This is a genomic window from Brevundimonas sp. GW456-12-10-14-LB3, assembly GCF_059424365.1.
In genome coordinates this window covers 1-13,269 of the sequence record NZ_JBWKZJ010000012.1, presented here as the reverse complement: position 1 = coordinate 13,269, position 13,269 = coordinate 1, and the positions used below count along the sequence as shown (strand labels likewise).

Sequence of the window (13,269 nt, the reverse complement as noted above, 5' to 3'; positions counted from 1 at the left end):
GTTGCCCGCATCAGCCCCCGTCAGGCCGACGCCGCTGACCGTCACCGTCTTGCCGGTTCCGGCGTTGCGGTCGGCGAAGGTCCAGGTTCCCGCCGTCGTGCCGACCGTATCGCCGCTGACGACGCCCGACAGGGCGACCGAGCCGGAACCGGCGGTCGTGCCGTCATAGGTCTTGTTCGAGGCGGTCAGGGCGCTCGTCAGGGCCTTGGGCGTGACGGTGATCTGGCCGGTGTTGCTGAAGGCGAAGGCGTAGCCGCTGTTGCTGGTGAGCGTGCCCTGCGCGGCGGTGACGGCATAGGGGCCGCCGGCGACGGAGGCGCGCTCCGCTGATCCGGTAGAGCTGATCGCAGCTGCCCCGCTGAAGGCCGTCGCCGCCGTATCGGCCAGGAAGGCCCCCGCCACGCCCGGATGATAGCCGCTGACGGTGTAAAGGGCGCCCACCGAACCCGTCAGATCGGTCCCATAAACCTTGCTCGTGGAAAGGGTAGTGACCGTCAAAGTGGGTTGGGCGGCGAAGACGTAGCGGTTGCCGCTCAGACCCGCCGGCGCTCGTGTCGCCAAGGTTCCGTTCCAGAGGGCCGTGGAGCCGCTGTCCAAACCGCCGAAGGTGCTGGAGTTCGGAGACGCCGCATAAATCGTCCACTTGCCCGAGGCGGCAAGCGCAGAAGAGCCCGACTGGTTGATGAAGTCGCCGTCGGTGGAAAGGACGATGTCGCGCCCGCTTGCGATCCCCGAGGGGCTGAACGACAAGGCTCCTCCGGTGGTGCGGACCAAGATGTCGCCGGCGCCGGCGTTGACGCCGCCCGTCACCGTCAGCCCACCCTCATCAACGAGCGAAAAGCCGTTGGCCGTAAAGACGTCGAGATCGCGAACACGGTTGACGGCCGCCGTCAGATCGGTGGCCCCGCCTGATCCCCCCATCAGATTACCCGTGATCCGGCCCAGGGCGCTCTGGCTGATCGTTCCGCCGGCATGGAGCGAAACCGTGGAGGTTCCTGCATCGAGCGCCGCGTTGAGCACGATGTCCGAACTCGCCCCGCTCGCCGACAGGGTGATTCCGCTGGCGGTGATCGGCGCCTGCACCGTCAAGTCGCCCGTGGTGGTCAGCGAGACCCCGGTGGCTCCGCCGTTGAGCGCGCCGCTGACCGTCAGGCCGCCTGTATCGACCAGGCTCAAACCGTTCGCGGTGGACGCGCCCAGGGCGCCGATCGCATTGGCCGCACCATTCAAGGTCACCCCGTTGATCGCCGAGATCGTCAGGACTCCCGCCGTCAGGGCTCCGGCGGTCTGAGAAATTCCGTCGCTGGACGTCAGGCTGAGAACCCCGTCCGCTCCGGTCTCGGTCAGATCGCCGCCGAGCTGGAGCGACTGTCCCGACAGATAGAGGCCGTTGCCCGCGGTGAGCGTCCCCACCACGTTGACGGCGCCGCCGTTCTCGGCGGTGATGCGAAGTTCATCCGGCGCGCTGAGCCCGCCCAGGGTTACGCCGAAGGCCATGTCCTGAATGATGAACTTGCCGATCCCCGAAGCCGCGTTGAGGAAGACCGGCGAAAAAGCGGCGCCTCCGGTCCAGTCCGGCGCCTTTAGGGTATAGTTCTGACCCACCTCGACCGAGACGGAAACAGTGGTCAAATTGCCTGACTCCAGCCGCACGCTTCCGGTGGGGACTGAGATAAGGTCGTTGATGATCACTTCATCGGACGCAATCACGTTCAGATCGCCCCCGGAAACCGTGGCGGCGCCGATTGTCACATCCCCTGCGGGAGCCCCCGTCGGTGTTTGCAACGCCCCTCCGGCGATGAAGTGGCGACTGAAGGACTCCTCTCCCGCTGCGTAAAGCACGACGTCGCCATCGACGAACTCCACTGCGTCAGCCGCCGAACCGCCCAACAGAATGGAGCCGAGACCGCCGTTGTAGCCGGCGGCGATCAGATAGGTGCGTCCTCCGGCGGCAGCCGACGCGGTGTCGAAGCGCGCTTGGGATCCGACGCTGATTGCGGTGTTCTTGTCGGTACCCGTTGCGACGGTGAGCGCAAGATAGGCGTCGAGATCGCCGTCGAAGACGAGCGTCGCGTCACGCGCGGCGATCAGGGCGATGCTGCCGCTGGCGGTCGCGCTGCCTGAGAAGTTGATTTCGGGGCCCACCACGGTCACCGCGCCGGCGGCGGCGTTCAGCGCCGCGCCCCCGTTCACCGCGACGGAGCCGCCCACGCCGGTGAAGTTGAAACTGCTGTCGTTGTCAAAGATATCGGCGTCGGTCAGCCCTAGAGACGACAACAACAGTCCGCCGACGTTGAGAACCGCGGTCCCTCCCACCGCTACGCCGGAGGAATCGAGAAACCAGACCTGGCCGTTGCTGTTGACGGCGCCGTTGATGATCGTGCCGCCTCCGCCCAGAACCCGATTGACGGCAATGCTCGTCGAGCCGCTCTGGTTGAAGTTCAGCGTGTCGCCGGGCGCCAGATTGAAACCGTTCCAGTTCAAAAGCGTCCGCGAGCCGCTCAAAGTGATGGTCGAGGTGTCGGCGCCGCCGGTGTTGGACGCCGCGCCCGAGAAGACGGTCGCCGATCCCGATCCGTTATAGGTGTTGGAGACGGTTCCGGCGGCCGTGCTTCCACCGCCGGCTGCGATCTGGGCCGAGGCCGGCGCCGCCAACGCCAGCAATAGTGCGACGGGCGCCGCGGCGCTCAGAAGAAGCGAGACGCGACGACGAGCGGCGTGAGCGTTGTTCATGGCGAGCCTCAACGGAACGAGAAGGTGGTGGAGAGCGACAGCAGCAGCCGATCCTTCGGCCGGACCGCGCCGGGGAACGGCGCGTTCTGCGGCGCCGCATAGACCAGGCTGACCTGCCCCCTGCGTGTGCGGGCGCGCACCCCGGCGCCGACGGACCAAGGCCGGCTGTCGTAGCCGAAGGCGTCCTGGTTCCACAGCTTGGCCGCATCGACGAAGCCGAAGACGGTCCAGACCGCCTGGGCGGACGCCGCCTCCCAGCCCGCCTCGATCTGGGTCGCCAGGGCCCGATCGCCGGACGCCGCTCCCGGATCAAAGCCCCGGCCTACGGTGTAGGATCCCACCTGGAACTCTTCATAGGCCGGCAGCGGATCCGGCGCCCACTGCCCCAGCAAAGCCGCCGCCGCATAGAGGCCGCGTCCCGGCGACAGGACGACGTCCTTGCGGATCGAGGCTTGACCTCGAACCGAGGTGAAGTCCGGCCGCCCTTCGGGCCGCGACAACAAGGGATCGCCGGCTTCGCTGGCGCCGAAAGCCTCCAGACCTTTGCGCAACTCGGCTTGGAACCCGCCTTGAAGCCCCGGCGTCTGCCTCGGCCGCCAGGTGGCGACGACCTCGGCGGAAAGGACCCGCAGGCTTTCCTCGAACAGGGCGGTCGCATCGCCGTTCGGCTGGCGGAAGGCGCCCAGATCGTTCTTCTGATCCACCCACTCCAACCGGGCGCCCACATCCATGCGCAGGGGCCGAGTGAGGACGACCGGATACTGGACGCCGAGTCGGCCGACGGTCGAGCGTCCCTCCAACTCTAGCGGCGCCAGGGCGCCGCCGGGCTCGGATTCGCTGTAGGCCACATCGCCCAGAACGGTCAGGCCGGAGGCTCCAATACGGAATTCCTCCAGCAGTTGGACCACTCGTTGATCGCCTTCCAAACCCGAGAACAGGATCAGGCTGGTGCGCTCGGCGAAGGCGGTGAAGCTGTTGGCGTCAAGGCGGATCGAGGCGCCCTCGCGCCCGACTTCTTCTGAACCGAAGTTCTGGCCGCTCAGGGTGACGTCCAGCTTCCGCCGAGGGGCGAAGGCCGCCACGGCTTCCAGACCATTGGCTTCGCCCGTCTCCGCGCGACGGATGCTGAAAGACGGGTCGGCGCCGGGAATGTCGCGAACCAAGAGAAAGGCGCGTTCGACTTCGCGCCAGCGCGTCGCCCGTTTCGTCTCCAGGGCGCCGAGATAGTCGGCGGCGATGGCGGCCGCAGGGCCCAGTTTGTCGGCGTCAATCACGGAGGCGCTGACCACTCGACCTTCGGTCACGGCGATCACCAGGACGCCGCCCGTCATCCGCTGTTGGGGCAGATCCACCCGCACCAGGGCTTCGCCCTCAGCACCGTACAGGGCGGCGACGCGGTCCCGAGCGACGCAGAGCACCGACAGATCGCTGTCCTTACCGATCAGATCCGCCACCGCGTTTTGAATCTCGGCGTCGGAGATCAGGCTGGCGCCCTGCGCCTCGATCCGCGTCAGGGTCGTGCGACCTTGACCTGTGAAGGGGCATTGTCCGGGCTGGTACAAGGTTGTTGGATCAACGACCGGTGCGGCCAGCGGGCGCGCCTGACGCGCCGGATCGATCTCTTCGCGGGTCTGGCCGGGGACGACCTGGGCTGAGGCGACGCCTGGGGACAGGAACAGCGCGACGGCCAGGGTCGATGCGCCTCCCATAAGTCGCCAAGAGGCGCCGCGCCTTGCAATACCACCCATCACGCCTGCCCTCTCCCCAACCGCCGTAAGGCGGCGATCCAGTCCTTGTTCGCTGAACTAGACTCCCTCAGTCTTGTCTGCATCTACAATCTTGTAGAGGTTCCGTCGGTCCAGGACATTCGGACAGAAGGGAAGACGCACGGATGAATCAGCATTCGCTCGCCGGCTCAGAGCTTCTAGCGTGACCGAAGAGGATGTCGCGACGGCGACCGCCGCCTTCCAGGGCGTGGGCTTGGGGGACCGGACCTGGGTGGAGGCGCTGGAAGGCCTGGCCAGGCTGACCGGTTCAAAGGGCGGCGAACTGATCGGCCTGGGTCGAGAGGCGGCGGTGCCGTTCAACTGGATGACGGGCTTGCCGCCGGAAGCCTCCGCCGAGTTCGTGACGGCGGGCGGCGGCGACCCGCGCGTGAACTCGCGCGTTCGAATCGGCATGGCGGCGCCCGAGATGGCGGTGCTCGACGAAACGGCCTTCACCAGCGCGCAGGACGCCGCGCGCTTTCCGGAATACGGCGCCTGGTTGCGTCGGCATGATCTGGCCTTCGCCTGCCTGTCCCCGCTGCTGCGCCAGGACGACCTGCTGGTGGGTCTGGCGCTGATGCGGAGCGAGTCTCAGGGCAATGTGACAGTGGAACAGCGTCGGGCCTTCGCAACCGTCGTTCCTCACGTCCGCGCCGCCGTCCGGACCCAGATCGCCCTGGACGCGCGAGGATTGAACCTCGCCCTGGGGCTTCTAGATACGCTTTCAAACGCCATCCTCATCTGTGACGGGCACGGTCGAGTCCTGGCGCTCTCCCCCGCCGCTGAGGCGATGGCGACTTCGGGCGAGATCCTGCGCGTGACGCGCGGCATGGCGGCCGGCGCTCGCGATGCGGACACCGCCGCCCTTCGCACCGCGATCGCTGCGGCGGCGGCGAGCACCGGCGGCCTCCGGCCGCCGCCCCGACCCGTCGTGCTGCGCGACGCCAGAGGAGACCGGCCGACCCTTGCCGAAGTCTGCGCCGCACCTGGAGACTATGCCCTGAGGTTCGGGGCCGCGGCCCTGGTGGTCATTCGCCCGCCGCGACAGGAGGAGACGCGCCTTGTCGCCGCAACACGCAGCCTGTTTCACCTGACCAGGGCAGAGGCGGAAGTCGCCGCCAAACTAGCCGCCGGAATGGGACCCCAAGCAATCGCCGAAGCCAACGGCGTCGCCGTCGGAACGGTACGCACACACGTACGCCGCATATTCGAGAAATGCGGCGTGCGGAGCCAACTGGAACTCGTGGCGCTTCTGGCGCGACTTTAATGACGACGACTATGTCGGCATCCCCATCCTGGCGACCGGCGAAGTCGGAGCGCCGGATCGCGACCGCGCTGGCGATCCGTTGCGACTGGCTGTTCTGAAGCCCCGCGCGTGGCGCCGTGAACGCCTGACGCCCGCCCGCGTTCGTCAGTGAGCTTCAGGATCAAAGGTTCGCTATGACGGACTACACCCTCTATTATTGGTCCCTGCCCTTTCGGGGGCAGTTCGTTCGCGCGGTTCTGGCCTATTCCGGCAAGACTTGGCGGGAGCCCGACGACAGAGAGATTTCCCGCTTGATGGAGGGGCCGGTCCGCGCCATGCCAGTGCCCTTCATGGCGCCGCCGGTTCTTATCGACGAACAGAATAAGGTCGCGCTATCCCAAATGCCGGCCATTCTCCTCTATCTCGGCGAAACTCTCGATTTGCTGCCGGCAACGCCCGGGGCTCGGGCTTTGACGCTCAAGATCATCAATGACGCCAATGATCTGATCGACGAACTCACGCTCGACGGCGGCCGTCAGATGTGGACAAACCCGCGATGGGCCGACTTCGAGCCGCGTCTGAGAAAATGGATGTCCCTCTGGGAGGAGACCGGCCGACGTCACGGCCTAACGGGGACCTCCGGCTTCTTGCTCGGCAGCGCAAAACCACAGATGGCGGATCTTGTGACAGCGACGCTCTGGGCCACCCTGGCCGACCGGTTCCAGCCCCTTGAGGACTTGATCAGGGATGCCGCACCGATGACAGCGGCCCTGTCCAGGAGGGTGGCCGCCCTCTCGCCCTTGGCCGACTTGGCCAATAAGGCGCGGTCAGATTACGGGGACACCTGGAGCGGCGGAAAGATCGAGGTTTCGCTCCGCAAGGTCTTGAGCGCCCGTCAATAGCCAGATTGACGGACTATGGCGCCCTTCACATCCGCGAAGTCGCCATGATGCCTAAGAGTAACAGGGTCAGTATCGGCAAAGGGCGTCGAGACGGGCTCTGGGCGTCGAGAGCCCGAGACCTTCTCAAACAGGAAGGACGAAAACCCGTTCATATCCTGTCTGACCATCTGTGGTGGGGAAGACCAGAAACTCCTCGCCGGCAGAGTTGATCAAGTCTCGTGCTATCTCGTTGAAGGCTGAATCCTGCCCCTCCTTGCGGACAAGGATAAGCCTTCCCCGTCTTGCTCGCGGCGGAAGGCGGGGTGCTCGCGGCTGATGCTGTCAAGATGAACTCCCATAGCCCGACTTCATGGCGACCCCGGCAGGACTCCAACCTGCGACCTCGGCTTTAGGAAAGCCTTGCTCTATGCAGCTGAGCTACGGGGCCCGCAGGGGTGAACTAGCGGGTCGGGGCGGAGGGGGGAAGACGGTGGGTGAGGCGAACTGCATTTTCTTGGCCGCGTGGTCGGCGCCGCCCGAACTCGATTGTGGTTAATCTGTCTTAAGATACAATATCTTGGGGTGAACAAAGGCTGAATCGGCGCGAGTCCGCGATTCGGTCCTGATTCGTTTCGTCCCTGTTCCGCCGGCTGCGGATCGCGCTTAACCGGGCGCGGGCGTGCGGTCCACGACGGCGCGCAGACCGGCCAGCAGGGTCGAATTGGCGTCCGAGGCGCCGCCCCCCTCGCCGAGGATCAGCGACAGGGCGTGGACATGGACGTCGATCGAGGGCCAGGACCAGGCCTCGGCCGCCGACATCCGGCTGACGACCTCGCACAGGCTGTAGGCGGCCTCATAGAAGGCGGGCATGTTGAGAAAGCCCGCCGTATCCACCAGGACGGAGGCGATGGCGTAGAGCTCGGCCTCCGGGGCGGCGGGCCGACCGGCGCAGAAGGCCGCCAAGGCCTGGACCTTGTCCCGGATCACCCGCAGGGTTTCCTCCCGGCGCCCCTCCAGTCCCTGTTCGGCGGCGGCGACGGCGGCCTCGATATCTATGCCGCCGGGGCGCGCCATCTGCCGCTGAAGCGAGGTGGTGATGTCGCGAATCCGCACGGCGGGCTTTGAGACATCCTGAGAAACGGCTTTGGAGGCGGCGGTCACAGGTTCACCTTCATCGGCTTCAACAGCATGTCGATATCGTCCTGGTTCATGTTTTCGCCGACCGCCTCGCCGACCTCGCCCGACAGGTCGGTGCTGCGGCGGCCGTCTTCGCCGGGCGGCGGGCCGTAGTTGTGGACGCGCCGATCCGGCCCGACATAGTTTTCGGCCTCGATGAACTGGCGCTTCTGGGCGCCCAGCCAGACGATGCGGCGCAGGAGGACCGACGGCGTCAGGGGTTTGGCGACGATGAAGCTGGCGCCGCAGTCGCGGCCGCGCGCGACTCGCGCCTGGGCGGCGTGGCCCAGGATCATGATCACGGGTGTGAAACGGGCCGGCTCGGGCGCCTCGCGCCTCAGCCAGGTGACGAAGTCGTAGCCGTCCATCTCCGGCATGGCGCAATCGACCAGGATCAGGTCCACCGCCCGACGACGCAGCAGTTCGACCGCCTCCTTGGCGGACGGACATTTCAGCTGTTCGCGCACTCCGAACCCCTGGACGATCGAGCTGAGCAGATCCAGCGACGTCGGCTGGTCATCGACCAGCAGCAGGGTGGAATGCGCCAGATTGACCTTATCGGGCGCCTTGGTCACGGCGTTAGAATAGGGTCAGATCGCCCGAATCGGGCGGAGCCGAGACCTTGACGCCGGCGGCGGGCCGCAGCCGCACCGCCATGTCGGCCAGGGAGATGCGGCTGACGGACTCGGCCGGGGTGGCCCCGTCGCCCAGCATACGCAGGACGCCGGACAGGGCCTCCAGCCGCTGGGTCAGGGCGTCCAGGGCCTGGGCCTCGGTCAGGGCCTCGGCCCGATCCTCGGCCGGGGCGCGGCGCACCAGACGGCTGACCAGGGCCTCGACATGGTCGATCCCCTCGCGCACCCGTGTCAGCTCGTCGGCGACGGCGACCAGCAGTTCGGCGTGTTCGGGAGGGGCGTGCATCAGAACAGCTCCAGGGCGCCGGTATCGACCGGAGGCGGGGCGACGGGCGCGGGCCGCGGCGCCACAGTGTCGGTCACGGCGCGTTGCAGAGCCTTGCCGGTCACGGGCCAGTAGTGGACCCGGCGCCCGCCGTCTCCGCGCAGGCTGCCGCCGACGACCGGAATGCCTTCGTCACGCAGGAATTTCTCGGCGAAATCGGCGTTGGAGCGACCCACGTCGCGCAGGGAGTCGAACATGCGGCCGCCGCCGAACAGCTTGGCCTCCAGCCGATCGCGCCGGCCGCCCGCCTTCAGCACGTCGTTGATCAGCAGTTCCATGGCGTAGGCGCCGTAGCGGCGGCCCGCGTCGGTGCCGGCGCCGGACCCTTCGGGCAGCAGGAAGTGGTTCATGCCGCCCACCCCGGCGACCGGATCGCGCAGACACATGGCGACGCAGGAGCCCAGAATGGTGCTGAGCACCACATTGGGATCGCGCGTGACATGGTGTTCGCCCTGTCCGACGTGCAGACGCTTTTCTTGCGTGTCCTTCAGGGCGGAAAAGGTCATGTCAGGGCGCCGAAGACGGCTTCCATCTTGCCCTTCAGCTGGGCCACGGTGAAAGGCTTAACCAGGTAATTGTTGACGCCGAACTGGACCGCGCGCTGGACCAGCTCGCGATCGGCCCGACCCGTCAGCATGATGAAGGCGGTCTTGGAGGTCGGGGGGTGGGCGCGCACGGCGCGCAGCAGGCCCAGGCCGTCCAGATTGGGCATGTTGTAGTCGGAGATGATCAGATGGGCCGGCTTGGCGATGATGTCGCGCAGGGCGATTTCGCCGTCGGCGGCTTCGCGGATCTCGCGCACGCCGAGCTGTTGCAGGCTGGTGCGGACCAGAGAGCGCATCGTCATCTGATCGTCGACGACCAGGCAGTGAAGTGAGGCGGCGGCGGGCATGAGTAAGGCTCCCGGGATCAGGCGACGGACCGTGCGGCCGGATCGGCGCACAGATCAAGGATGGCTGGGGCCAGGCGGTGCAGCGGCAGTTGCCGCTCTACAGCGCCCAGTTCGAAGGCGGCCTTGGGCATGCCATAGACGACCGAGGTGGTTTCGTCCTGACCCAGGGTGCGGCCGCCCGCATCGCGGATGGCCTTCAGCCCCTTGGCGCCGTCCTTGCCCATGCCGGTCAGGATCACGCCGGTCATGGGCCGTTTCAGACGGACGACGGAATCGAACATCACGTCCACAGACGGACGGTGGCCGTTGACGGGTTCGCTGTTCACCAGGCGGCAGCGCGGCGACAGGCCCGGCGTCAGCTCCAGGTGCGCGGCGCCGCCGGGCGCCAGATAGATGTGGCCGGGCTTCAGCGGCGCGCCGTCCACGGCCTCGCTGACCGCCGGGGCGCAGACCCGGTCCAGGCGCGCCGCGAAGCTGGAGGTGAAGGTCGCCGGCATGTGCTGGGTGATGACCGTCGCCGGGCAGTTGGCGGGAAAGCCGCTCAAGACCGTCAGCAGGGCCTCGACCCCGCCGGTGGAGGAGCCGATGGCCAGGACGTGATTGGGCGCGGGGCGATAGGCGCTGGGGGCGGCGGCGGCGGCGGGCACGTCGCCGCGGGCGCGAACCCGCGACCGGGCCGCCGTCTTCACCTTGCCGATCAGTTCGTGGAAGGCCTCGGCGCTGGCCACGGCCGGCTTGGCGACCGCGTCCACCGCGCCGATCTCCAGCGCCGCCAGGGTCACGTCCGTGCCCGCTGCGGTCAGGGTCGAGACCATGACCACCGGCATGGGGCGCAGCCGCATGATCTTATCCAGGAACTCCAGCCCGTTCATATTGGGCATTTCGACGTCCAGGGTCAGGACGTCGGGATTCAGCTCCTTGATGGCCGTGCGGGCCTCCAGCGGATCGGCGGCGGTGCCGACGACTTCGATTTCGGGGTCCGACTTCAGGGCGGCCGAGATCAGGCCGCGCATGGTCAGGCTGTCGTCCACGACCAGGACTTTGACGCGATCGGCCATCAGGCGGCTCCCAGGCGGTAGGTGGTCAGGCCGGCGGTCTGCAGCTGGCGGCTCGCCGGGCCGGACACGCGCTCGGAATGACCGATGTAGAGGGTGGCGCCGGGGTTCATCAGCGGGGTGAACCGGCTCCAAATCCGCTCCTGCGTCGGATCGTCGAAATAGATGACCACGTTGCGGCAGAAGATCACGTCGAACCGGCCCTTCATCGGCCAGTCGCCGATCAGGTTCAGTTCGCGGAAGGTGACCAGCCGCTTCAGCTGCGGCCCCGCCACCCAGTTTCCACGGTCCGCGCGGTTGAAATATTTGCGCCACAGGGTCGCCGGCGCCGGCTCCAGCGCCTCTTCGGAATAGACCCCGTCATAGCCTTGGGCCACCATATTGGGGTCGATGTCCGTCGCCAGGATGCGCACGTCCAGGTCGGCCGCTTCCGGCAGGACCGACAGCACCGTCAGGGCCATCGAATAGGGCTCCTGCCCGTTCGAACAGGCGGCCGACCACAGCCGGACCCGGCCCCCGGCGCGGGCGCGCGCGGCCAAATCGGGCATGACGCGGTCGCGCAGATCGTCGAAATGATGCGGCTCGCGATAGAAGCGGGTGACGTTGGTCGTCAGGGCCGCCGTCATCTTCTGACGCTCGTCCACGCCGTCGGCGCCCTCGACCAGGGCGCAATAGTCCCGGAAGCTGGTCAGGCCCAGGGTCCGCAGCCGCTTGGCCAGGCGCGAATAGACCAACGCGGCCTTGCCCTCGTTCAGGGCGATGCCGGCGTGGGCATGCAGCATCTGGGCGATTTGACGGAAGTCGTCGGCGGTGAAGACGAACTCGCCTTCGACGATCGACCCCCGTCCCGGGGCGGGGTTCATGCGGCTTCGGCCTCGACCTGGGGCAGGATGTGGTCCAGTTCGATCAGGCTGATCATCCGCCCGTCGATCGAGAAAATGCCTTTGACGAAGGTCTTCACCTGATCGCTGGCGACATCGGGCGTCGGCTGAACCGCGGCGTCGTTCATCTCCAGGATGTCGGACACGGCGTCGACCAGCAGCCCCACCATGCGGCCGCCGATATGGGCCACCATGATGACGTGGCGGGCGGTCGGCTCGGACGTCTCAAGCCCGAACCGGGCGCCCAGGTCGATGATCGGCAGGACGGTGCCGCGCAGATTGATCACCCCCTTCATATAGCCGGGCGAGCGCGGCAGGGGGGTTGCGGGCGTCCAGCCGCGGATTTCGCGCACCGACATGATGTCGACGCAGAATTCCTGCCGGCCGATGCGGAAGGCGATGAGTTCGCGCTGGGTGTCGTTGGCTTCTGTCATGGGTCAGCTCGCGAGCTTGAAGTCGGATCGGGGAGATTTGCGGCGCATGTCGGTGACGAGGACATCGACGTCGAGGATCAGGGCCACACGGCCGTCGCCCAGGATGGTGGCGGCGGCGACGCCCTCGACCTGGCGGTAGTTGGTCTCCAGGCTCTTGATCACCACCTGGCGCTGGCCCTGGATGGCGTCGAACAGCAGGGCCGCCTGCTGGCCGCCTTCGGTCTCGACCACCACGGCGACGCCTTCGGAAGGGACCATCGGCGTCTCGCGGAAGCCCATGGTCAGGGCCACGTCGATCAGCGGCAGGAAGCGATCGCGGAAGCGGATCACCGGATCGAGCCCGCCGACATAGTGCAGGTCGCTTTCCTGCGGCGTCAGGCTTTCGACGATGGCCGGCAGAGGGGCGATCAGGGTCTGGTCGGCGGCCGTCACCACCATGCCGTCCAGAACCGCCAAGGTCAGCGGCAGGCTGAGGGTGAAGGTCGAGCCCTTGCCGGGGACCGAACTGATCGAGATGCGGCCGCCCAGGGCCTGGATCGACCGCCTGACCACGTCCATCCCCACGCCCCGACCCGAGATGTCGGACACCACGGCGGCGGTGGAGAAGCCGGGCAGGAAGATCAGATTGTCGATCTGTTCGTCGGTCAGGGCGGCGTCGGCGGCGATCAGCCCCTTGTCCACCGCAATCTTCTTGACCCGTTCGCGATTGATGCCGCGGCCGTCGTCGGCGATTTCGATGACGATCCGGCCCGAGCGGTGCAGGGCCGCGAGGCGCACCGTACCCTCGGCCGGCTTGCCGGCGGCGATCCGCTCCTCCGGCGTCTCCAGCCCGTGGTCGATGGCGTTGCGCAGCATATGGGTGATCGGCTCGGCCAGGCGTTCGACCACGGTCTTGTCGACCTCGGTGTCTTCGCCGGAGGTGACCAGACGGACCTGTTTGGAGACCATGTCGGCGACTTCGCGGACCAGGCGCGGCATGCGCTGGAACACCGACTTCACCGGCTGGGCGCGGATGGCCATGACGCTGTCCTGGATCTCGCGCGTCAAAAGCTCCAGATCTTCCATCCCAAGCGCGATGCCCGAAGAGCGGGCCAGGCCGCTTTCCAGCACGCGCTGGGACAGCATGGCCTGCTGGATGACCAGTTCGCCGACGACGTTGATCAGGCGATCGACCCGATCCAGGTCGACGCGGATGGTGACCGGCGCCGGCGCCACGGGGGTGGCGACCTGGGCGGGGGGAATGGG

General features: G+C 67.3%; 13 protein-coding genes and 1 tRNA gene. 2 read left to right on the top strand and 12 right to left on the bottom strand.

Features of this window, described 5'->3' with window-relative positions; all coding sequences use genetic code 11:
* On the bottom strand, nt 1-2,733 hold a 2,733-nt coding region (locus AC07XS_RS07040), incomplete at its 3' end, for a beta strand repeat-containing protein (RefSeq protein WP_494732659.1).
* An 8-nt stretch (nt 2,734-2,741) separates the two neighbouring features.
* Nucleotides 2,742-4,442: a ShlB/FhaC/HecB family hemolysin secretion/activation protein gene (locus AC07XS_RS07035; protein ID WP_182715093.1), complete on the bottom strand. Its 1,701-nt coding sequence runs from the start codon at nt 4,440-4,442 to the stop codon at nt 2,742-2,744.
* Between the two features lie 220 nt (nt 4,443-4,662).
* On the opposite strand from AC07XS_RS07035, the gene AC07XS_RS07030 reads away from it, so the two are divergent.
* The gene (locus AC07XS_RS07030; protein WP_182715092.1) at nt 4,663-5,766 is read left to right on the top strand and encodes a helix-turn-helix domain-containing protein; all 1,104 of its coding nucleotides are present in this window, start codon (nt 4,663-4,665) and stop codon (nt 5,764-5,766) included.
* Nucleotides 5,767-5,939: 173 nt separating this feature from the next.
* Nucleotides 5,940-6,647 carry a glutathione transferase, Atu5508 family gene (gene gst, locus AC07XS_RS07025; protein ID WP_182715091.1) on the top strand — a complete coding sequence of 236 codons (708 nt, stop codon included), beginning with the start codon at nt 5,940-5,942 and terminating at the stop codon, nt 6,645-6,647.
* Between the two features lie 350 nt (nt 6,648-6,997).
* Here gst and AC07XS_RS07020 read toward each other — a convergent pair.
* The 10 genes from AC07XS_RS07020 to AC07XS_RS06975 all read right to left on the bottom strand — a co-directional run.
* Nucleotides 6,998-7,074: transfer RNA gene (locus tag AC07XS_RS07020), tRNA-Arg, on the bottom strand.
* Between the two features lie 215 nt (nt 7,075-7,289).
* Entirely contained in the window at nt 7,290-7,787 is a 498-nt protein-coding gene (locus AC07XS_RS07015) for a hypothetical protein (protein ID WP_182715090.1), read from the bottom strand.
* On the bottom strand, nt 7,784-8,377 hold the full coding sequence (locus tag AC07XS_RS07010) for a response regulator (protein WP_152949524.1): 594 nt from the start codon (nt 8,375-8,377) through the stop codon (nt 7,784-7,786). The genes AC07XS_RS07015 and AC07XS_RS07010 overlap by 4 nt, the downstream gene beginning before the upstream one ends.
* Before the next feature lie 4 nt (nt 8,378-8,381).
* Nucleotides 8,382-8,723, bottom strand: coding sequence for a DUF8776 family protein (locus tag AC07XS_RS07005; RefSeq protein ID WP_054764763.1), 342 nt, complete (start codon nt 8,721-8,723; stop codon nt 8,382-8,384).
* Nucleotides 8,723-9,268, bottom strand: coding sequence for a chemotaxis protein CheD (locus AC07XS_RS07000; protein ID WP_054764762.1), 546 nt, complete (start codon nt 9,266-9,268; stop codon nt 8,723-8,725). The genes AC07XS_RS07005 and AC07XS_RS07000 overlap by 1 nt, the downstream gene beginning before the upstream one ends.
* The gene (locus tag AC07XS_RS06995) at nt 9,265-9,654 is read right to left on the bottom strand and encodes a response regulator (protein ID WP_054764761.1); all 390 of its coding nucleotides are present in this window, start codon (nt 9,652-9,654) and stop codon (nt 9,265-9,267) included. Before AC07XS_RS06995 ends, AC07XS_RS07000 begins: the two co-directional genes overlap by 4 nt.
* 17 nt (nt 9,655-9,671) lie before the next feature.
* The gene (locus tag AC07XS_RS06990; RefSeq protein ID WP_182715089.1) at nt 9,672-10,712 is read right to left on the bottom strand and encodes a protein-glutamate methylesterase/protein-glutamine glutaminase; all 1,041 of its coding nucleotides are present in this window, start codon (nt 10,710-10,712) and stop codon (nt 9,672-9,674) included.
* On the bottom strand, nt 10,712-11,572 hold the full coding sequence (locus AC07XS_RS06985) for a CheR family methyltransferase (protein ID WP_054764759.1): 861 nt from the start codon (nt 11,570-11,572) through the stop codon (nt 10,712-10,714). The genes AC07XS_RS06990 and AC07XS_RS06985 overlap by 1 nt, the downstream gene beginning before the upstream one ends.
* The gene (locus tag AC07XS_RS06980) at nt 11,569-12,024 is read right to left on the bottom strand and encodes a chemotaxis protein CheW (protein ID WP_054764758.1); all 456 of its coding nucleotides are present in this window, start codon (nt 12,022-12,024) and stop codon (nt 11,569-11,571) included. The genes AC07XS_RS06985 and AC07XS_RS06980 overlap by 4 nt, the downstream gene beginning before the upstream one ends.
* 3 nt (nt 12,025-12,027) lie before the next feature.
* Nucleotides 12,028-13,269: chemotaxis protein CheA (locus AC07XS_RS06975; protein WP_321208167.1), on the bottom strand; the 1,242-nt coding region annotated here is incomplete at its 5' end.